This is a genomic window from Geodermatophilus bullaregiensis (genome assembly GCF_016907675.1).
Lineage (GTDB): Bacteria > Actinomycetota > Actinomycetes > Mycobacteriales > Geodermatophilaceae > Geodermatophilus > Geodermatophilus bullaregiensis.
Genome location: NZ_JAFBCJ010000001.1, coordinates 2,257,964 through 2,276,531 on the forward strand (window position 1 = coordinate 2,257,964; position 18,568 = coordinate 2,276,531).

22 protein-coding genes and 1 pseudogene are annotated in these 18,568 nt (G+C 76.6%); 18 read left to right on the forward strand and 5 right to left on the reverse strand.

Annotated features, from left to right (window positions below):
• Window position 1: 1 nt before the first annotated feature.
• The 7 genes and pseudogenes from JOD57_RS10630 (at window position 2) to JOD57_RS10655 (ending at window position 6,808) form a co-directional block, all read left to right on the forward strand.
• Window positions 2-1,546 carry a hypothetical protein gene (locus tag JOD57_RS10630; protein ID WP_204691997.1) on the forward strand — a complete coding sequence of 515 codons (1,545 nt, stop codon included), beginning with the start codon at window positions 2-4 and terminating at the stop codon, window positions 1,544-1,546.
• Window positions 1,543-2,286, forward strand: coding sequence for an ABC transporter ATP-binding protein (locus JOD57_RS10635; protein WP_307824605.1), 744 nt, complete (start codon window positions 1,543-1,545; stop codon window positions 2,284-2,286). The genes JOD57_RS10630 and JOD57_RS10635 overlap by 4 nt, the downstream gene beginning before the upstream one ends.
• A complete protein-coding gene (locus JOD57_RS10640) occupies window positions 2,283-3,620 on the forward strand; it encodes an ABC transporter permease (protein ID WP_204691998.1) in 1,338 nt (445 codons plus the stop codon). The genes JOD57_RS10635 and JOD57_RS10640 overlap by 4 nt, the downstream gene beginning before the upstream one ends.
• Window positions 3,621-3,655: 35 nt before the next feature.
• Window positions 3,656-3,814, forward strand: a pseudogene (locus JOD57_RS27265) (hypothetical protein); the annotation flags it as partial.
• A gap of 98 nt (window positions 3,815-3,912) precedes the next feature.
• On the forward strand, window positions 3,913-4,419 hold the full coding sequence (locus JOD57_RS10645; RefSeq protein ID WP_204691999.1) for an NAD-dependent epimerase/dehydratase family protein: 507 nt from the start codon (window positions 3,913-3,915) through the stop codon (window positions 4,417-4,419).
• Window positions 4,420-4,532: 113 nt separating this feature from the next.
• Window positions 4,533-5,192, forward strand: a complete 660-nt coding sequence (locus tag JOD57_RS10650) for a TOPRIM nucleotidyl transferase/hydrolase domain-containing protein (RefSeq protein ID WP_204692000.1) — start codon at window positions 4,533-4,535, stop codon at window positions 5,190-5,192.
• A gap of 119 nt (window positions 5,193-5,311) precedes the next feature.
• The gene (locus JOD57_RS10655) at window positions 5,312-6,808 is read left to right on the forward strand and encodes an HNH endonuclease signature motif containing protein (RefSeq protein WP_204692001.1); all 1,497 of its coding nucleotides are present in this window, start codon (window positions 5,312-5,314) and stop codon (window positions 6,806-6,808) included.
• A gap of 104 nt (window positions 6,809-6,912) precedes the next feature.
• On the opposite strand, the gene argG is transcribed toward JOD57_RS10655, so the two are convergent.
• Window positions 6,913-8,361, reverse strand: a complete 1,449-nt coding sequence (argG, locus tag JOD57_RS10660; protein ID WP_204692002.1) for an argininosuccinate synthase — start codon at window positions 8,359-8,361, stop codon at window positions 6,913-6,915.
• Window positions 8,362-8,454: 93 nt separating this feature from the next.
• Here argG and JOD57_RS10665 point away from each other — a divergent pair, with 93 nt between their 5' ends.
• Genes JOD57_RS10665 through JOD57_RS10675 form a run of 3 tightly spaced genes read left to right on the forward strand, consistent with a single transcriptional unit; the run spans window position 8,455 to window position 11,486 of the window.
• Window positions 8,455-9,285, forward strand: a complete 831-nt coding sequence (locus tag JOD57_RS10665; RefSeq protein ID WP_307824606.1) for a putative protein N(5)-glutamine methyltransferase — start codon at window positions 8,455-8,457, stop codon at window positions 9,283-9,285.
• Between the two features lie 49 nt (window positions 9,286-9,334).
• Window positions 9,335-9,781: a universal stress protein gene (locus JOD57_RS10670; RefSeq protein ID WP_204692004.1), complete on the forward strand. Its 447-nt coding sequence runs from the start codon at window positions 9,335-9,337 to the stop codon at window positions 9,779-9,781.
• Window positions 9,782-9,824: 43 nt separating this feature from the next.
• On the forward strand, window positions 9,825-11,486 hold the full coding sequence (locus JOD57_RS10675) for a sensor histidine kinase (RefSeq protein WP_204692005.1): 1,662 nt from the start codon (window positions 9,825-9,827) through the stop codon (window positions 11,484-11,486).
• An 18-nt stretch (window positions 11,487-11,504) separates the two neighbouring features.
• Here the strand turns inward: JOD57_RS10675 and JOD57_RS10680 are convergent, their stop codons facing one another.
• The 4 genes from JOD57_RS10680 to JOD57_RS10695 all read right to left on the reverse strand — a co-directional run bounded on the left by JOD57_RS10680 (window position 11,505) and on the right by JOD57_RS10695 (window position 14,423).
• Window positions 11,505-12,152, reverse strand: coding sequence for a response regulator (locus JOD57_RS10680; protein WP_204692006.1), 648 nt, complete (start codon window positions 12,150-12,152; stop codon window positions 11,505-11,507).
• A gap of 69 nt (window positions 12,153-12,221) precedes the next feature.
• Complete coding sequence (locus tag JOD57_RS10685) at window positions 12,222-13,250, reverse strand: type III polyketide synthase (protein WP_204692007.1); 1,029 nt, start codon at window positions 13,248-13,250, stop codon at window positions 12,222-12,224.
• A gap of 37 nt (window positions 13,251-13,287) precedes the next feature.
• Window positions 13,288-14,070: a methyltransferase domain-containing protein gene (locus JOD57_RS10690; protein ID WP_204692008.1), complete on the reverse strand. Its 783-nt coding sequence runs from the start codon at window positions 14,068-14,070 to the stop codon at window positions 13,288-13,290.
• 8 nt (window positions 14,071-14,078) lie between these two features.
• Window positions 14,079-14,423, reverse strand: coding sequence for a DUF3140 domain-containing protein (locus JOD57_RS10695; protein ID WP_204692009.1), 345 nt, complete (start codon window positions 14,421-14,423; stop codon window positions 14,079-14,081).
• 91 nt (window positions 14,424-14,514) lie between these two features.
• Between JOD57_RS10695 and JOD57_RS10700 the strand changes: the two genes are divergently transcribed.
• The 8 genes from JOD57_RS10700 (at window position 14,515) to JOD57_RS10730 (ending at window position 18,554) form a co-directional block, all read left to right on the forward strand.
• Window positions 14,515-15,093: a DUF6328 family protein gene (locus tag JOD57_RS10700; RefSeq protein ID WP_204692010.1), complete on the forward strand. Its 579-nt coding sequence runs from the start codon at window positions 14,515-14,517 to the stop codon at window positions 15,091-15,093.
• Window positions 15,094-15,125: 32 nt separating this feature from the next.
• Complete coding sequence (locus JOD57_RS10705) at window positions 15,126-16,052, forward strand: ribokinase (RefSeq protein WP_204692011.1); 927 nt, start codon at window positions 15,126-15,128, stop codon at window positions 16,050-16,052.
• 75 nt (window positions 16,053-16,127) lie between these two features.
• On the forward strand, window positions 16,128-16,280 hold the full coding sequence (locus tag JOD57_RS10710) for a hypothetical protein (protein WP_204692012.1): 153 nt from the start codon (window positions 16,128-16,130) through the stop codon (window positions 16,278-16,280).
• Between the two features lie 149 nt (window positions 16,281-16,429).
• Window positions 16,430-16,564, forward strand: a complete 135-nt coding sequence (locus tag JOD57_RS26235) for a hypothetical protein (RefSeq protein ID WP_275582077.1) — start codon at window positions 16,430-16,432, stop codon at window positions 16,562-16,564.
• A 155-nt stretch (window positions 16,565-16,719) separates the two neighbouring features.
• A complete protein-coding gene (locus tag JOD57_RS10715) occupies window positions 16,720-17,367 on the forward strand; it encodes a TetR/AcrR family transcriptional regulator (protein WP_204692013.1) in 648 nt (215 codons plus the stop codon).
• A gap of 89 nt (window positions 17,368-17,456) precedes the next feature.
• A complete protein-coding gene (locus JOD57_RS10720) occupies window positions 17,457-17,882 on the forward strand; it encodes a hypothetical protein (RefSeq protein ID WP_204692014.1) in 426 nt (141 codons plus the stop codon).
• Window positions 17,883-17,928: 46 nt separating this feature from the next.
• Window positions 17,929-18,114 (forward strand): hypothetical protein, encoded by a 186-nt coding sequence (locus JOD57_RS10725; RefSeq protein ID WP_204695062.1) that lies wholly within the window; start codon window positions 17,929-17,931, stop codon window positions 18,112-18,114.
• 65 nt (window positions 18,115-18,179) lie between these two features.
• Window positions 18,180-18,554: a lipopolysaccharide assembly protein LapA domain-containing protein gene (locus JOD57_RS10730; RefSeq protein WP_204692015.1), complete on the forward strand. Its 375-nt coding sequence runs from the start codon at window positions 18,180-18,182 to the stop codon at window positions 18,552-18,554.
• Window positions 18,555-18,568: the final 14 nt, after the last annotated feature.

Here is an 18,568-nt window from a genome sequence, read left to right on the forward strand (position 1 = left end):
GGTGGCCGAACCGGACGAGCAGCCCCCCGGCCCACCGGCCGCGACCGGGGCGGGGCCCTCCCGGTGGTCGGCGTGGCTCGCGCTGCTCCACCGCAACCGCCCGCTGTGGGTCACCGCCGCGGTGGCGGTCGTCGCACTGGTCGCAGGACTGCTCACCGGCCGGTTCGTGGTCGCACCGGACACCGCCGGGGACGAGGCGCCGGCCCCGGGTCTGGTGAGCGTGCCCGTGGCCTTCGGACCGCTGAGCAACGACGTCACCATCCGGGGGGAGATCGGGTACGCCGACTCCGTCGAGGTCACCGTCGACACCTCCGCCATCTCCGGTCCCGCGGTGGTGACCGGCCAGGTGCCCGAGGTCGGCTCCGAGCTCGCCCCGCTGGAGGTCGCCCTGGAGATCGCCGGACGTCCGGTCGTCGTGCTGCCCGGGGAGCTGCCGGCCTACCGGACGCTGCGCGTCGGGGTCTCCGGACCCGACGTCGTCCAGTTCAAGGAGGCCGTGCGCGCCGTCGGCCTGGACGCCGGCGACCCGGCCAGCGACGTCTTCGACCAGACCGCCGCAGCCGCGGTCACCGCGCTGTACGCCCAGGCCGGCTACCCGGCACCGGCTCCCGAGGAGGGCGCCGAGGACGGCGTGCTGGCAGCGCAGGACGCCGTGCGGAGCGCCGAACAGGGCGTCGCGGCCGCGCAGGCCGAGCTGACCGGCGCCCGGAGCGGTCCTTCGGCCGTCGAGGTCCGGGAGGCGGACAACGCCGTCGCCAGTGCACGGCGCGCACTGGACGCCGCGCTCGCGGCCACCCCCGACGACACCGTGACGATCGGGGACCTGCGCGACACCCTGGCCCTCGCCCAGCTGCGGCGTCAGGAGCTCGACGCCCCGGCCGACACCACGGCGCAGCGTGCCCAGCTGGCCGCCGCGCAGGACCAGCTCGCCCAGACACGCGAGGAGCTGACCCGGGCGCGGGAGGCCGCCCTCCCGGCACTGCCCGCGGGAGAGGTCCTCTACCTCACGCAGCTCCCGCGCCGGGTGGACGCGGTGGAGGCCCGGCGCGGCGCGGTGCTCGAGGGCGCGGCCATGACCGTGTCGGGAGCCACCCTCAGCCTGTCGGGCACCGTGGCCGTCGCGGACGCCCGACTGCTCACCCCGGGGATGACGGCGACCTTCGACCTGCCCGACGGCACCGAGCACGCCGCCACGATCACCGGGGTCACCCCGGGCGAGGGCGAGGAGGCACGGTGGACCGTGCAGCTGGAGCCGGCGCCGCTCACGCCCGAGCAGGTCACCGAGCTGCAGGGCGCCAACGTCCGGGTCGGGATCCCGGTGGGTGCGACGGACGGCGACGTGCTGTCCGTGCCCCTGGCCGCGCTCAGCGCCGGCCCCGGCGGGGAGTCCCGCGTCGAGGTGGTCGAGGGTGACCCACGGGACGGCGCCCGTGCCGAGACCCGCATGGTCGTGGTCGAGACCGGGCTGGCCGCCGACGGCGCCGTCGAGGTCCGCCCCGTGGAGGGCGACCTCGCCGAGGACGACCTCGTGGTGGTCGGCCGGTGACGGCGGGACCCACGGCACCGGTCGCCGTCCCGGCGACGGATACGCTCCCCACCCCGCTCCCTGCCCCGGTCCCGGCCATCGAGCTCCGGGACGTCACCCGGTCGTTCCCGGGGCCACCGGAGGTGCAGGCGCTCAAGGGCGTCAGCCTGTCCGTCGCCGACGGCGACTACGTCTCCGTCACCGGCCCCAGCGGATCGGGCAAGTCCACGATGCTCAACATCCTCGGACTGCTCGACCGGCCCACGGTCGGTGAGTACCGGCTCGGCGGGGTGCTGACCGGATCGCTCGACGAGGACGACCGGGCCGCCGTTCGCGCCCAGCACCTCGGCTTCGTGTTCCAGGCCTTCCACCTGATGTCCCGGCGCAGCGTGCTGGAGAACGTGCTGCTGCCCATGCTCTACAACGGCACCCCGCGTGCCGAGCGCGAGCCCCGGGCCCGGGAGGCCCTGGAGCGGGTAGGCCTGCGGCACCGCATCGACTTCCTGCCCGGCGCCCTGTCCGGCGGAGAACGGCAACGCGTCGCCGTGGCCCGCGCCGTGGCCTCGCGGCCGCGCGTGCTCCTCGCCGACGAACCGACCGGCAACCTCGACCAGGCCACGTCCGCGGAGATCATGACGCTGTTCGAGGAGCTGCACACCGATGGGCTGACCCTCGTGGTCATCACCCACGACGAGGACGTCGCACGGCGGGCCTCGCGGCGCATCCGGCTCGCCGACGGTCGCGTGAGCGAGGCGGGGTGACCGACGGAGCCACCCCGCCGTCCCGTACCCGGCGTCCGTCCCGGCTCCACCGGCCGGCCCAGCTGCGCCGGTCTCGCCGGCCGGTCGCACCGCCCGGCAGCCGGCCGGTCGAGCCGGCCGACCGGTTCCGCTTCACCGACCTGCTCGGCGAGGCCACCGCGGACATCGGTTCCCGGCCCGGGCGACTGGTGATGACGCTGATCGGCACCGTGCTGGGCATCACCGCGCTGATCGCCACCATCGGGCTCGCCCAGACCGCCGCCGCCCAGATCGCCCGCCAGTTCGACGCCAACGCCGTCACCCAGCTCGTCGTCACCCCGAGGACCGCGAGCACCGGCGGCGGGACGACGGTCGCCGCGACGGCGCTGCCGTGGGACGCCGTCCCCCGACTGGAGCGGCTGGCCGGGATCGAGTCGGCGGCCCTGCTCGCGGAGGTGCCGCTGCCCGACGCCGTCGTCACGGCGGTGCCGGTGAACGACCCCTCCCAGCCGCCGAGCGCCCCTCCTCCGGTCTACGCGGCCTCCGACGAGTTGCTCGACACGCTGGGCGGGCAGCTGTCCACCGGACGCTTCTTCGATGCCGGTCACGACCTCCGGGCCGACCGGGTGGCGGTCCTGGGCGCCCGGGCCGCGGAGCGTCTGGGCGTCCCACGAGTCGACACGCAGCCCTCGGTGTTCGTCGACGGCATCGCCTATGCCGTGGTGGGCGTGGTCGCCTCGGTGGACGTCCGGGCGGAGCTGCTGGGCGCGGTGATCCTCCCCACCGGGACGGCGCGTGCCGACTTCGGCCTGCCCGCCCCCGGCGACGCCCAGGCCCGCATCACCATCGGAGCCGGTCCGCAGCTGCGGACCCAGGCTGCCCTCGCACTGGCCCCCGACGACCCGGAGAGCCTGGAGGTCAACGCCCCGGACGGCCGGTCCGAGCTCGGGCAGGACGTGCAGGCAGACGTGAACGAGGTGTTCGTCGTCCTGTCCGTGATCGTGCTGCTCGCCGGCGGGGTCGGCATCGCCAACGTGACCATGCTGTCGGTCGTGGAACGGGTCGGCGAGATCGGTCTCCGCCGGGCGATCGGCGCGACCGGGCGTCAGATCGCCGGGCAGTTCGTCGCCGAGTCGGTCGTCGTCGGTCTCCTCGGCGGCCTCATCGGCTCGGCGCTGGGCGTGTTCGCGGTCGTCGGCATCTCCGTGGTGCGGAACTGGACACCGGTGGTCGACCCCTGGATCGCCCTGGGCGGCGCGCTGCTCGGCGCCGCTGTCGGCCTGGTGGCCGGTGGCCTCCCGGCGCGCCGCGCAGCCAGGATCGAGCCGGTCGACGCCCTCCGCGGAGGCACCTGACCGTCGCCACCGGCGCCGTCGTCCACCGCGGGGACGTGCTCGACCCGGCCTCCTACGTCCCGCTGGTCGCCGACGTCGACGCCGTCGTCCACGCCGCGCAGCTCGCCGTCCCCGGGCGGCTGACCCCGGCCCGGTCCCGTCGGCTGTTCGACGCCGACGCGCTGACGACCCGGTCACTGGCCGACGCCTGCCAGCGGTCCGGCCGGCGCCTGGTCTACACCGGGGGTGCTTCGACTGGGGCGACCACGGCGAGGAGTGGATCGACGAGGACACCCCGCTCACCCCCTCCCCCATGGGTGTCGGGCACGCCCGCCAGGCCGGTCGGCTCGACCGGCGCCACCGCGAGCAGGGGCTGGACGTGGTCCGGCTGTCCCCGGGCTTCGTCTACGGGCCGGGTGGGCTGTTCGCCTCCGCGTTCGTGGAGCAGGCGCGCGCGGGCCGGCTGCGCTGCATCGGCCGGGGGGCCAACTGGTGGAGCTGCGTGCACGTCGAGGACCTCGCCGCCGCCTACCTCGCCGCGCTGACCCGCGCGCCGGCCGGCACGGCGTTCGCCGTCGTCGACGACGAGCCGTTACGCCTGCGCGAGCTCACCGACCCGACGACCGACGCCCTCGGCCGCCCGCGCGTCGGCACCGCCCCGCCCACGCTGGTCGGCCTGTTCCTCGGCCGCACCCTGGTCGCCAGCCTCGCCACCTCGTTCAGGATCAGCAGCGCCCGCATCCGGGACCAGCTCGGCTGGATCCCGACCAGACCGCGGTTCCGCGACGAGGTGGCCGCCACCGTCGCCGCGATCGCCTGAGCACGAGCGCCCCGCGACCTCCGGCCCGCGGACCCCGGCACGCCGGAGGAGCCGCGCCTCACGACCGGCGCAACGCGGTTGTCCGCGGGCCGGGCGGCTGACAGGGTCGCCGCGTGTCCGCACCGGCACGGCTCTCCTCCGCCCTCCTGTCCTGGGGCGCCCACCGCGCCGGTGACGAGCAGTCGGCGGAGCGGGTCCGGCGGCTCGCCGGCGAGGCCGGCCTGCGGGCCGTCGTGCTGGTCGAGGGGGTCAGCGACCGCGAGGCCGTGGAGGCGGCCGCCGGGCGCCAGGGACGCGTTCTCGCCGCGGAGGGCGTGGTCGTCGTCCCCATGGGCGGCGCGACGGGCATCCGCCGGTACCTCGCGCTCCTCGGCCCGGACGGGCTCGGCGTCCGCGTGACCGGGCTGTACGACGCCGCCGAGGAGGGGTTCTTCGCCCGCGCGCTGGAGGAGAACGGGTACGGGGCCGCCCCCTCCCGGCAGGACCTGGCGTCGGCCGGGTTCTTCGCCTGCGTCGCGGACCTCGAGGAGGAGCTCATCCGCAGCGTCGGCACGGCGGGCGTCGAGGCGGTCGCCCGGGCGCACGGCGAGTACCGCGCCCTGACGACCTTCCGGCACCAGCCCGCCCACCGCGGTCGCGCACCGGAGCAGCAGCTGCACCGGTTCCTGGGGACCACCAGCGGCCGCAAGGCCCGGTACGCACGCGCCCTGGTCGAGCGGCTCGACCCGTCGTCGGCGCCCGCTCCGCTGACACGGCTCCTGGCCGCGACCTGATCGGGCGACCGACCCCGCCGCTCCCTTCCGCCCCCGTTCGGCCTTTCACGGGCAAAAGACCTGCTCAGAGGCCGGTTCGGGTCCCGAGACTGTCGTACCCCCTGCGTAGGTTCGGAGTCGTGCAGGAGGTCGCCGACGTCGGGTCGCTCGTGGAGCGTGGGCTCGCGGGCTGGCTGGTCGAGCGGCCTGCGCCGTTCCGCCGGTTGCCGGTGGCGTTGCTGTCGCGGGAGCAGAAGGCCGCGGAGTTGCAGCGGGTGGCCGCGCTGGAGGCGCGCACGGCCGCGTACAAGGCCGAGCTGGTGCTCGGGCTGGCCGACGACACGCCTGCTGACCTCGATCCCGCGCCGGGCACACCGGGGGCGCGGTCGGGGTCGTGGGCGCCGGATCCCGAGCTGCCGGGTGTCTCGGAGTTCTTCCCCGCCGAGCTGGCGGTGATCCTGAACGTCGGCCGCGGCACCGCGAGTCATCTGGCCCGGCGAGCGTGGACCTATCGGGAGGGGTTGCCCGCCACCTGGGCGACGCTGGCCGCCGGAGAGCTGGACGAGGCGCGCGCCAAGGCCCTGGCCGAGGTGGTGGAGCACACCGATCCGGCACTCGCCCGCCGCGTCGAGGCGGCGCTGCTGCCCGAGGCCACCGCGCTGACCGTGGGCAAGCTCAAGAAGAAGGCACTCGCGCTGCTGCTCGAGCTCGACGCCGACGCCGTCGACGCCCGCCGCACGCAGGCCGAGCGCCACGCCGACGTGCAGGTCTACCCCTCCCCGCGCGACGGCATGGCCACCCTGGCGGCGGACCTGCCCGCGCCGACCGCGGCGGCCTGCCACGACGTGCTCGACCGGCTGGCCCGGATGCTCAAGGCCGACGGTGACGAGCGCCCGATCGGGCAGCTGCGCACTCAGGTGCTCACCGACCTCATCCAGCGGCCGTGGGACGACACCCGCCCGGCGGTGACCGCACAGCTGCAGGTCATCGCGACCCTCGCCGCGCTCGCCGGTCGACCCGACGAGCCCGGCAAGGTCGACGGGCTGCCCATCACGGCCGCGCAGGTCCGCGAGCTCCTGACCCAGCTCGACGCCCTCGGCGTCCGCATCCCGCAGGGCGGGTCGGTGACGCTCGCGCTCACCGACGAGGACGGCACGCTGCGGGCCACCAGCACCCTCGCCGAGCTGCGCCGTCTCGTCCGCCGCGGCTGCCGAGACCACCCGAGTGAAGGCGACTGCGGCTGCCCGGTGCTCGACCGCCCCGAGCCCGTCGACACCTACACGCCGTCTGCGGCTCAGCAGCGCTTCGTGCGCACCCGCGACCGCACCTGCCGCTTCCCCACCTGCGGGCAGCGGGTCGGGTGGGCCGACGCCGACCACGTCGTCCCGCACGCCTGCGGCGGACCCACCGACTGCGCCAACCTGTGCTGCCTGTGCCGCAGCCACCACCGGCTCAAGACCCACGCCCGCGGCTGGCGCTTCCAGGTGGACGCCGACGGCGTCCTCACCGTCACCACCCCGTCGGGGATCACCCGCACCACGAGACCACCCGGTGTGCAGCCACCCGCGGCACCCGACCCGCCACCACCGGTGCCCGACCCACCGCCGCCCCCGGGCGACGACCCGCCACCGTTCTGACGACGGACGGCCCCGGTCTCGACTGCGCCGAGCAGTCCGGGCGCGGCACCCGCACTCACACCGGCGGGAGGTGGGTGGTCCGGGGTGGCGCCGGCGGACGCCGGTCAGTCGTTGCCGGCCTCCATCGCGGCGCGGTCGAGCGACTCCTCGTCGGCGCCCCGCGCGCCGAGCGAGGCGATCGCCTCGGCGCCGCCCTCCACCATGTCCCCGATCAGCCCGGTCGCCGCGGCCTGGGCGGCACCGACCAGGGCCGGCTGCTCAGCGCCGACCATGCCCAGCCGGGCGTACTGCTCCAGCTTGGCGCGCGAGTCGGCGATGTCGAGGTTGCGCATGGTCAGCTGGCCGATGCGGTCACCCGGCCCGAAGGCGGGGTTGTCCGTCCGCTCCATCGACAGCTTGTCGGGGTGGTAGCTGAACGACGGGCCCGTCGTGTCGAGGACCGACCAGTCCTCGCCCCGGCGCAGCCGCAGCGTGACCTCCCCGGTCACCGCCATGCCGACCCAGCGCTGCAGCGACTCCCGCAGCATGAGCGCCTGGGGGTCCAACCAGCGCCCCTCGTACATGAGCCGGCCGAGCCGCCGGCCCTGCAGGTGGTAGGTCTCGAGCGTGTCCTCGTTGTGGATCGCGTTGACCAGCCGCTCGTAGGCCGCGTGCAGCAGCGCCATGCCCGGCGCCTCGTAGATGCCGCGGCTCTTGGCCTCGATCACCCGGTTCTCGATCTGGTCGGACATGCCCAGGCCGTGCCGGCCGCCGACGGCGTTGGCCGCCAGCACCAGGTCGACGGCGGAGTCGAACTCCTTCCCGTCGATCGACACCGGCCGGCCGTTGACGAAGCCGATCGTCACGTCCTCGGTCTCGATCTCGACGGTGGGGTCCCAGAACCGCACGCCCATGATCGGCTCGACGATCTCCATGCCCGTGTCGAGGTGCTCGAGGCGCTTGGCCTCGTGGGTGGCGCCCCAGATGTTGGCGTCGGTCGAGTAGGCCTTCTCCGCGCTGTCCCGGTAGGGCAGGCCGTGGGCGGTCAGCCACTCCGACATCTCCCTGCGGCCGCCGAGCTCGTCGACGAACGCGGCGTCCAGCCACGGCTTGTAGATCCGCAGCGACGGGTTGGCCAGCAGTCCGTACCGGTAGAACCGCTCGATGTCGTTGCCCTTGAACGTCGAGCCGTCGCCCCAGATCTGGACGTCGTCCTCCAGCATGGCGCGCACCAGCAGCGTGCCGGTCACCGCGCGGCCGAGTGGGGTGGTGTTGAAGTAGCTGCGACCGCCGGAGCGGATGTGGAACGCCCCGCAGGTCAGCGCGGCCAGACCCTCCTCGACCAGCGCCGCGCGACAGTCGACCAGCCGGGCGATCTCCGCGCCGTAGCTGGCGGCCCGGTCGGGCACCGAGGCGATGTCGGGCTCGTCGTACTGGCCGATGTCGGCGGTGTACGTGCACGGGACGGCGCCCTTGTCGCGCATCCAGGCCACCGCCACGGAGGTGTCGAGGCCGCCCGAGAAGGCGATCCCCACGCGCTCGCCGACGGGCAGACTGCTCAGCACCTTGGACACGGCATCAGTATGCACATCTCTGCATGGCCACTCACCAGCGGCCCCCGACGGCCGGCCGCAGCGGGGCGGACCGCCGCCTGCCAACCTCGGTCCGTGCTCCTCTCCCCCGCGGCCACCGCCGACCTCGTCGCCCGGCTGCGTGCGGCCGGGTGCGTCTTCGCCGAGGACGAGGCCCGGCTGCTGGCCGACGCCGCGGCCTCCCCCGCCGAGCTGGGCGACCTCGCCGCCCGCCGGGCTGCAGGCACGCCGCTGGAGCACCTCCTCGGCGCCGTCGAGTTCTGCGGGTTGCGGATCGCCGTCGGCCCGGGCGTCTTCGTGCCCCGGCAGCGGACGGCGGCCCTGGTCGCCCGCGCGGTGCAGGCGGCCGCCGGCGTCCGGGCGCGCACCGGACGCCGGCCGGTCGCCGTCGACCTGTGCTGCGGCTGCGGCGCGGTCGGGCTGGCGGTGGCCACCGCCGTCGAGCTGGCCGAGCTGCACGCCGCCGACGTCGACCCGGCGGCCCTGCCCTACGCGCGTCGCAACCTCGGCCCGGTCGGCGGGTCGGTGCACGGCGGCGACCTCTACGACGCGCTGCCCGGGCGGCTGCGCGGCGCGGTCGACGTCCTCGTGGTCAACGCGCCCTACGTGCCCACCGGCGCGCTGGCCCTGCTGCCGCCCGAGGCGCGGCTGCACGAACCGCGGACGGCGCTCGACGGCGGGCCGGACGGGCTGGGGGTCCACCGCCGCGTGGCCGCCGGCGCGCCCGCCTGGCTGGCGCCCGGCGGCAGCCTGCTGGTCGAGGTCGGCGGCGACCAGGCGCCCGGACTGGCCGACGTCGTGACCCGGGCCGGGCTGTCCGCACGGGTCGACGTGTCCTCCGACGGCGGGACCGCGGTGGTCACCGCGACGCTGGACGCCACACCAGTCGATCGAGTTCCGGATTGAGGGCCTTTGGTCCCTGTCCGATCGGAGAGGTGCACGCCACGATCCCCGCATGGCCGACACGCCCGTCGAACCGCTCCGGCTGGCACCGTTGCTGCCGCGCCGTCCCCGGCCCCGGCTCGTCGTGCACGTGGACGGCTCCCCGGCCACCTACGGCGCGCTGGTGTGGGCGCTGCGCGAGGCCGCCCGCCGGGACGGCACCGTGCTCGCCGCCGGCGTGGTCGCCGACGCGCCGGACGGCCTGGTGCCCGCTCCCCGGTCGGCCGGCGAGCGCACGCGGGCCGCGGTGCGGGCACAGGTGGAGGCCCAGGTCGTGCGGGCGATCGCCGAGACCGGCGTGACCGGGCGGGTCCGCACGGCCACCGTCGAGCAGTCGGTGTTCGACGCGCTGGAGGCAGCCGGCCGCGGTGGGGACCTGGTCCTCGTCGGCGGCGCCGGCCGCACGCTGCTCCGGCCCGTGGTGCCGCGCGCGGGGCGCCGCCTGGCCCGCGGCGCGTGAGGACCCGGTCGACCGACCGCCCCCAGACCCCTCCGGACGGGCCGTGACCCCGCCCGGCCCGGAGGGCACGCCGACGAGCGGCGAGCCCGCGCTCGCCGCGGCGGTGCGGGCGGCCGCGGCGGGCGGGCGCCTCGAGGCGACGCTGCACGACATCGTCGAGGCGGCGGTGGGCACCGTCGACGCCACCTTCGGCGCCCTCGGCGTCTTGACGCCGGACGGCCGGCGGCTCGACCGTTTCGTCATCGTCGGCATGGACGAGTCCGACCACGCCCGCATCGGCCGGCTGCCCGAGGGCGAGGGCATCCTCGGCCTGATGGTCGACCACCCGGTGCCACTGCGGCTCGACGACCTCGGCGCCCACCCCGGGTCGGTCGGGTTCCCCCTGGGGCACCCGCCGATGCACTCCTTCCTCGGCGTCCCCGTGTGCGTGCGCGACGCCGTCTTCGGCCACCTCTACCTCACCGAGAAGCGGACCGGGGAGCCGTTCACCGAGGCCGACGAGGAGGCCGTCCTCGCCCTGGCCGGCGCGGCCGGGCTGGCCATCGAGAACGCGCGGCTGGCCGAGTCCGCCGAACGCCGCCGGGCGTGGGTCCAGGCCGCGACCGAGGTGTCCACCGCGCTGCTGTCGGGAGCCCAGCCCGAGGCCGTGCTCGCCACGGTGGTCACCCGGGTGGCCGAGCTCAGCGGCGCCGACCGCGCCGGGGTGCTCGTCGCGCAGGAGGGCGACGCCGGGGCGCTGACCATCGTCGCCGCGGCCGGGCCCGGCGCGCAGGACCTCGAGGGCGTGCGGGTGCCGCTGGAGGACACGCACGTCGGGCGGGTGCACCGCTCCGGCGTCGGGGAGCTGGTCGAGGACATCAACGTCGACCCGGTGCGCGGCCGGCACGCCGCGGTCGCCGTCGAGCTGATCCGCGAGTACCGGTCGGCGGTCATCGTGCCGCTCGGCCCCTCGCTGGGGACGATCGTCTGCCTGCGCGCCCGCGACCGGGAGCCGTTCGACACCGAGGACCTCGACGCCCTGTCGGCCTTCGCCGCACAGGCCGCGGTCGCCCTGGAGCTGGCCCGCAGCCAGCGGCGCGAGCGCCGGCTGCTGGTGCAGGCCGACCGGGACCGGATCGCCCGCGACCTGCACGACCACGTCGTCCAGCGGCTCTACGCCACCGCGCTGGCGCTCGACCGGGTCGCCCGCGCCCTGGAGGACGTCGACCCCTACACCGCCCAGCGGGTGGAGCGCAGCGTCGACGAGCTCGACGCCACCATCACCCAGATCCGCTCGTCGATCTTCGGCCTGCGCGACGGGGAGAGCGCCCCGGCCGGCCTCGGCCGCCGGCTGGCCGAGGTGGTGCGGCTGGCGACCGAGGGCTCCGGCGTCCGGCCCGACCTGCGGTTGCGCGGTGACCTCGACGGGCTGCCGCCCACCCTGACTGCCGACCTGCTCGCGGTGGTCCGGGAGCTGGTCAGCAACGTCGTCCGGCACGCCGGGGCGACGCGCGTGGCGGTCACGCTGGACGTCGGGGAGAACCCCCACGCGGAGGTGTGCCTGGTGGTCGCCGACGACGGCCGGGGGCTGCCGGCGGTCACCGTGCGCAGCGGGCTGGCCAACCTCGCGGAGCGGGCCGCGTGGCACGGCGGGCGGATGAGCACGGTCGGCGGGCCCGCGGGCACCGAGGTGACCTGGTCGGTACCGCGACCGGTCCCCGGCTGAGACGCGCGCCGGGAGGGGTCAGCCGCCCGGCCGCCGCTCCCGCAGCTCGGTGGCGAGGATCGCGGCCTGGGTGCGCCGCTCGAGACCCAGCTTGGCCAGCAGGTGGCTGGTGTAGTTCTTGACCGTCTTCTCGGCCAGGCCCATCCGGTCGCCGATCTGCCGGTTGGTCAGCCCCTCGCCGATCAGCGCCAGGACCGTCCGCTCCTGCTCGGTCAGGGCCGCCAGCCGCCGCTCGACGTCGCCGTCGGGCCGCGGACGGCGACCGAGTCCCGTGGCCAGCGTCCCGCCGGCCGCCACCGTCCGCACCGCCGAGACCAGGTCCGCGCCGCGCACCTGCTTGACCAGGTAGCCGGCCGCCCCCGCGGCGAGCGCGGCGGCGACCGCCTCGTCGTCGGTGTAGCTGGAGAGCACGAGGAAGCGCGTGCCGGGCAGCCGGGCACGCAGCTGCCGGACGACGTCGGCGCCGTCGCCGTCGGGCAGGCGCATGTCCACCACGGCGACGTCGGGCCGGACCGCCGGGACGCGGGCCAGCGCCTCGGCGACCGTGCCGGCCTCCCCGACCACGACCAGCCCGGGGTCGTCCTCGAGCACCTCGGCCACGCCGCGGCGGACCACCTCGTGGTCGTCGACCAGGAACACGCGGACGGGCGATCCCGACGGGGCCACGACCAGCCTCCCTGCCGCAGAGTGACGATCATCGCGGAGGGTAGCCCCAGGGAGGGCGCGGAGGGGCGGTCAGACGGGCAGCAGAAGGGCGGCGTAGAGCGTCAGACCCGGGCCGAAGGCCATGACCACGACCGGGCCCTCGACGTCGGCGAGCTCCTGGAGCACCAGCAGCACGGTGGCCGACGAGCAGTTGCCGTGCTCGGCGAGCACCCGGCGGGAGGCGCCCATCTGCTCCTCGGCCAGGCCCAGCTCGTCGCGGACGACGTCGAGGATGCGCGGCCCGCCGGGGTGCACGGCCCAGCCGGCGACGTCCTCGACGCGCAGGCCCGCGCCGGCGAGCAGCTCGGCCACGACGTCGCCGACGTGCCGGGACAGGACGTCGGGCACCCGCGGCGACAGGCCCATGCGGAAGCCCAGGTCGGTGACGTCCCAGGTCATGTGGTCGGCCGTGGAGGGGTCGGTGCGGGCGACCACGCCGGCCAGCCGCCGTCCGCGGCCGGCCCCGGGCTCGACGACGACGGCGGCCGCGGCGTCGGAGAACAGCGCGTGCGCGACCACCTGGTCCAGCTCCCGCTGCGCCGGCTGCACGTGCAGGCTGGTCAGCTCGCAGCACAGCAGCACCGCGGGGCGCGAGCGGGCGGTGACGAAGTCGCCGACGGCCGCGATCCCCGGGATCGCCGCGTAGCAGCCCATGTGCCCGACCAGCAGCCGCTGCAGCCCCGGCGGCATGCCGAGGTCACTGGCCAGCCGGATGTCGAGCCCCGGGGTGGCGTACCCGGTGCACGTGGCCACGGCGAACAGCCCGACGTCGCCGGGGGCCAGGCCGGCGGCGTCCAGCGCACCGGCGACGGCCTGCTTGCCCAGGGGCAGGGCCTCCTGGACGTAGCGGGCCATGCGGGCGCCGGTGCCCCACCGGCTGAGGTCCTCGTCGACGGGGTTGGCCACGGCGTGCCGGGTGCGCACGCCCGCGCTGTCCCAGATGCGGCGGGCGGCGCGCACGCCCGCGTAGTGCCGGGCGAAGAAGCCCTCCCACGCGGCGTCCTGGTCGAGGGTCGCCGGCAGCGCCGCGCCGGCGCCGGTCAGCACCGCGGCGCTCACCAGCGCGGCCCCCGGGACGTGCTGGTCAGCAGCGAGGTCATGCCCCGACCGTATCGGCGGGCGCGGTGGCCCGCCGCTGTGGTGTCCCGGCGTCCCCGGGCGGTCGTGACGGGTCGCGTCTGCGGCCGTACCCGGCGAAGAGCACCGCCGTCGTGGGCAGCGCACGCATCCGGACGACGTCGCGCCGGCCCCGCCGCCAGGCCAGCACGTCGCGCAGGGACGGGCGCAGCCCGACCAGCCGCAGGTCCAGGCCGAGCCGGTCGGCCGCGGCGAGCAGCCGGCGCCGGTCGACGAACAGGGCGGGGTCGTGGATGCCCGGCGGCGGCCCGCCCGGCAGCCGCTCGGCGATCCGGACGGCGACCAGGGACGCCAGCCGGGTGGCGGCGATCGCGTCGACGACCAGCGTCCCGCCCGGCCGCAGCAGCCGGGCGGCCTCGGCGAGCACCGCCACGTCGTCGGCGACGTGCTCGAGGACCTCGCCGGCCACGACCACGTCGGCGCACGCGTCGCGCAGCGGCACGGCCAGCACCGACCCGCGGACGGCGCGCACGCCGTGCCGGGCGGCCACGGCCAGCCCCGCGGCGTTGAGGTCGACGCCGACGTGCCGGTAGCCCAGCCGGGCGGCGTGCGGCGCCATGAGACCGCCGCCGCAGGCCAGGTCGACCAGCAGCGCGCCGGGTCCGGCCGCCGGCGGGATGTGCTCGGCGCGCGAGGCCGCCAGCCAGTGCAGCATCGCGAACCCGCCGGAGGCCTCCCACCACTGGTCGGCCAGCGCGTCGTACTGCGCCGGGTCGTTGCGGCGCGGGTCGTCGAGGCGCACGCGGCGGGCTACTTCTTCTTCAGCGGGTCGTGGCCCCAGTTCATCAGGGAGTACCGCCACCTCGAGTGCTCGACGTCCTCCTTCCCCGGCTCCTGGGCCGTGTGCCGCTGCACGTATCCGTGGACCTTGCGCATGTGCGCGTAGTCGTCGTCGGTGAGGTCGCCGCCCTTCTTCCGCAGCAGCTCGACGATGCGCCGGCCGGACTCGTGGCCGGTCGACTCGCCGGACCCGCCGCTCTTCTGCCCCACCGACTGCGACTCGTCGGTCGCGAGCCACTCCTCCAGCTCGGAGGCGCTCATGTTGACCGCCTCGTCGAACTCCTCGCGGACGGTGTCCCTGTCGTCGTCGGCCACGGCCCCTCCTTCGTCGGTCCTCCGGCGGTACCGCGCCGCCGACCTCGGGAAACGGGTGTCGGTGACCGGCGTCGCCGGGTACCCGGGGACCGTGACCGCGGACGGGTCGGACGCCGGGACGCGGGCGCGTGCGCGGTTCGACCCCGCGGACGCCGTCCGCAGCGCCCGGGCCCGTGGCGAGACGCTCGACCAGGTGCTCGACCGCAACCTCGCCGAGCTGCTGCAGGAGCTGCGGGTGGCGATCACCGGCGTGCAGGTGTTGTTCGCCTTCCTGCTCGGGCTGGCCTTCACCTCCCGCTTCGCCGAGCTGGACGCCTTCGCGCTCACCGTCTACACCGTCACGCTGCTGGCCACGGCGCTGGCCACGGTGGTCCTCATTGCGCCGGTGTCCTTCCACCGCCTGGTGTTCCGGCGGCGGCAGAAGGCGGTGCTCATCGCGGTGGCCGACCGGATGCTCGTGGTCGGCCTGGCGCTGCTGGTGCTGGCCATCACCAGCGGCGTGCTGCTCGTGCTCGACGTCGTGCTGGGCCGCGGTCCCGGCCTGGTCGGCGCCACAGCGGTGCTGCTCGTCGCGGTCGGCCTCTGGTACGGGCTGCCGGTGTGGGCCCGCCGCACCGGTTCGGGCGTCCACCCCGACGAGGCGCCGGGGGGCGACGGCCCCGCAGGATGACCCCGCCCGTCCCCGCAGACCGGAGGTCGCCCGTGTCCGTCACCGTCGTCGGCAGCCTCAACGAGGACGTCCTCGTCGCCGTCGGGCGGCTGCCCGGCCGCGGGGAGACCGTCGTCGGCCGGGAGGCGGTGCTCGCCCCGGGCGGCAAGGGCGCCAACCAGGCCGCGGCCGCCGGCCGGCTGGCCGGCTCCGGCGTGGCGATGGTGGGCCGGGTCGGCGGGGACCCCGCCGGCGACCGGCAGGTGGCCGCGCTGGCCGACGCGGGGGTGGACACCTCACTCGTGCTGCGGACACCGGGCCGGCCGACCGGCTCGGCGACCATCCCGGTCGAGGACGGCAGCGGCGAGAACCTCATCGTGGTCGTCCCCGGGGCCAACGCCGCGCTGACACCGGCCGACGTCGACGTCCCCGCGGTCCGGCGGGCCGCGGTGGTCCTGCTGCAGCTCGAGGTCCCGCTGGCCGCGGTGCGGGCGGCGGCCGACGCGGCGTCGGGCACCGTCGTCCTCACCCCGGCGCCGCCGCAGCCGCTGCCGCCGGAGCTGCTGCGGCGCGTGGCCGTGCTGGTGCCCAACGAGCACGAGCTGGTGCAGCTGGCCGGCGCCGACCCCGCGCCCCGCTCCCCCGCCGAGCTGGCCGGGCTGGCCCGCGGCCTCGGCGCGGCCGCCACCGTGGTGACGCTGGGCGCCCGCGGGGCGCTGGTGGTGCCCGCTGACGGGCCGGTGCTGCTGCAGGCCCCGCCGCCGGTGCAGGCGGTGGACACCACCGGCGCCGGTGACTGCTTCACCGGGGCGCTGGGCGCCGCGCTCGCGCGGGGCTGCGACCTCGCCGGCGCGGTGCGGGAGGCGGCCGCGGCCGCGGCGCTGTCGACGACCGGGCCCGGTGCGCGCGGCGCCCTGCCCGGCACCGCCGCGGTCGGGGAGCTGCTGCCGCGCGTCCCGGACGCCGTCCCGGTCGGCTGACCGTCGGGGTTCGGCGGTGCGGGCGTGGGGCAAGGCCCTGGTGACCGCACCGACCCTGCACCCGAGGAGGACGCCGTGACCGAGTCCGAACGGCCGCCGCGCAGCCCCGAGCGGGCGGAGGGCGACCCCGCGGGCGAGGAGCCCGACGCCGGCCGCACCCCGCACCCCGACGAGCCCGCGGAGGGCGGGGACCGCGGCGACGGCCCCGCCGACAGCCCCGGCACCTGATCGGCGGGACGGACCCGTCCCGCCCGGAGCCTGGTCGCGCCGAGCCGGGGGCCGGGTCGGGCGGGACGTGAGGCAGATCTCGCACCCGGACGGGTCGTCGCTGCTCACGGGCCCGTCCCGGGACACGACCCGCCGGGCACGCTGGGGGCATGGAGGACACCCCCCGTGAGGACCGGCCGACGCACGACACCCCGGACGAGCGGTCCGAGGGCCCACGCGCCGAGCAGGGCGCCGAGGCCGTCGTGCGCCTGCTCGCCAACCCCCGCCGCACCCGCCGCCCCTGAGCCGGCGGCCGCCGGCGCGCCGTCGTCACACCGGTCCCACCGCTCCCCGGCGTCCCGACCTGCGCGTTCGCCCCTCGGCACGCAGAGCGACCACCCGTGCCCGGCGCCCGGCGTGCCGCGAACTGCTCCGTCACGGGACGCGGCACGATCACCGCGTGACCGCTGCCGCCCTGCCCCTCGCCGACGCCGACCCCTCGGCCCCGGTCCGCCGCAGCCGCGTGGAGCGGGAGGCGATCGTCCTCGACACCGCCGAGCGGCTGTTCGCCGGCCGCAGCTCGCGCAGCGTGGGCATGGACGAGCTGGTCCGCGAGACCGGCCTGGGCAAGATGACGGTCTACCGGCTGTTCAAGAGCAAGGACGACCTGGTCGGCGCCTACCTGGCCCGCAAGGCGGCCACCGTGCTGGCCGGCATCGACGCCGAGCTGGTCCGCCTCCAGGGGGACCCGCGGGCCGCGCTGCTGTCGGTCGTCGACGCCGTCGAGCGCGACGTGACGCGCGCCGGCTTCCGCGGCTGCCCCTTCACCAACGTCAGCAGCGAGTACGACGACCCGGAGCACCCGGCACGCAGCGCCGCGGCGGACTACAAGTTCGAGCTGCACGCCCGCCTCGAGCGGCTGGCCGAGCAGGTCGCTCCCGGGGCCGGCGAGGACCTCGCCGCCCAGGTGCACCTGATCATCGACGGCATGTACCTCTCCGGTGGCCTGCTCGGCCCCGACGGCCCGGCCGCGCACGGCCGCGCGCTGGCCGAGCGGCTGGTCGACCTGGCCGTCGCCGGCTCGGCTCCCGCTCCCCGGCCCGCCTGACCACCGCCGTCCCCCGCCGGCGCCGGACCCCGCCCGCCGGCCGCACCACTCGCCGGGCAGGGCCGCGCACCAGCCCGCAGGATGGGCCGGTGACCGTCGACCGCAGCCGCCCCGACCTCGACGACACGACCGTCGAGGGGCTGGGCAGGCTCTCCGAGGCCCTCGAGACGATCGAGCAGGCCCGAGGCCAGCTCTACGGGTTCCACCAGCACTCGGGCAAGGCCGACCTGCTCCTGCAGGACGCCGTCGAGCTGTTCCGCAAGGCGGGGCACACCCAGCTGGCCGACGACCTCGAGCGCGACCTGGTCGGCCGCAACGTCATCGCCGACCGGTGGACCTTCCAGATCGTCGAGGACTACGACGCCTCCTACTGGTCGGTCTTCCGCGCCTTCGACGAGCGGGCGAGGAACGAGCTGTCCGACGGCGACCGGCACGTCCACGAGGCCCGCATGAAGCAGCGCGAGCGCAGCGCGGGACACCCCGCGCACGAGGCCGGCCCGTCGCTGTCGGGGTGACCCTCCCCGGTCGCCGGGCCGCTCCGCGGGCCGCAGACTCGGCGGGGTGAGCACCCGCGAGCAGAAGATGCCCCAGCCGGAGGAGCCGCGCAGCGTCGGCCCGCTCGGCAGCAGCACGTCGGGGCCGCCGGCGCCGGACTCCGAGGGCCCCGGGGACGTCGGCCCGGCCGACGGCGCCGCCGGCCCGTCGTACCCGCCGGCGGAGACGGAACCCGCGGCCGACCGCGACTGAGCCCCGGGGCCGGACGCCCCGGTGAACGCCGTTTGAGGTCCCGCCGGGGCGGACAGTCCTCCTGCGTGACCGCTCCCGGAACGCCTGCCGAGCCCCGGCCCTCAGCGCCGGGCACCGACCCGTTCGCGACCGGCGCCGCCCCGCACGGGACGGACGCGCCGGCGTCGACGCCGCCCGCCACCACCCGCTCCGGGACGCCGTCCCGTGCGCGGTCGGCCGGCCGCACGGCCGGCCTGGGCCTGGCGCTGGCCCTGCTGATCGCCGTCACGGTGATCCTGGTGCTGTTCGTCGTCTTCAACGGACAGACCGTGCAGATCAGCCTCGTCTTCACCGACGTCCAGGCGCCGCTGGTGCTGGCGCTGCTCATCGCCGCCGCGCTCGGGGCACTGATCGCCTCGCTCGCCGGCGCCGTGGTGCGCGCCCGCCGCCGCAACCGCTGACCCCCGCTCGGGCC

Excerpts from the sequence above, each read along its gene's own strand:
- JOD57_RS10645 (WP_204691999.1), top strand. The coding sequence starts at position 3,913 with ATGGGTGTCGGGCACGCCCGCCAGGCCGGTCGGCTCGACCGGCGCCAC.
- JOD57_RS10670 (WP_204692004.1), top strand. The coding sequence starts at position 9,335 with ATGGCCGACACGCCCGTCGAACCGCTCCGGCTGGCACCGTTGCTGCCG.
- JOD57_RS26235 (WP_275582077.1), top strand. The coding sequence starts at position 16,430 with ATGGAGGACACCCCCCGTGAGGACCGGCCGACGCACGACACCCCGGAC.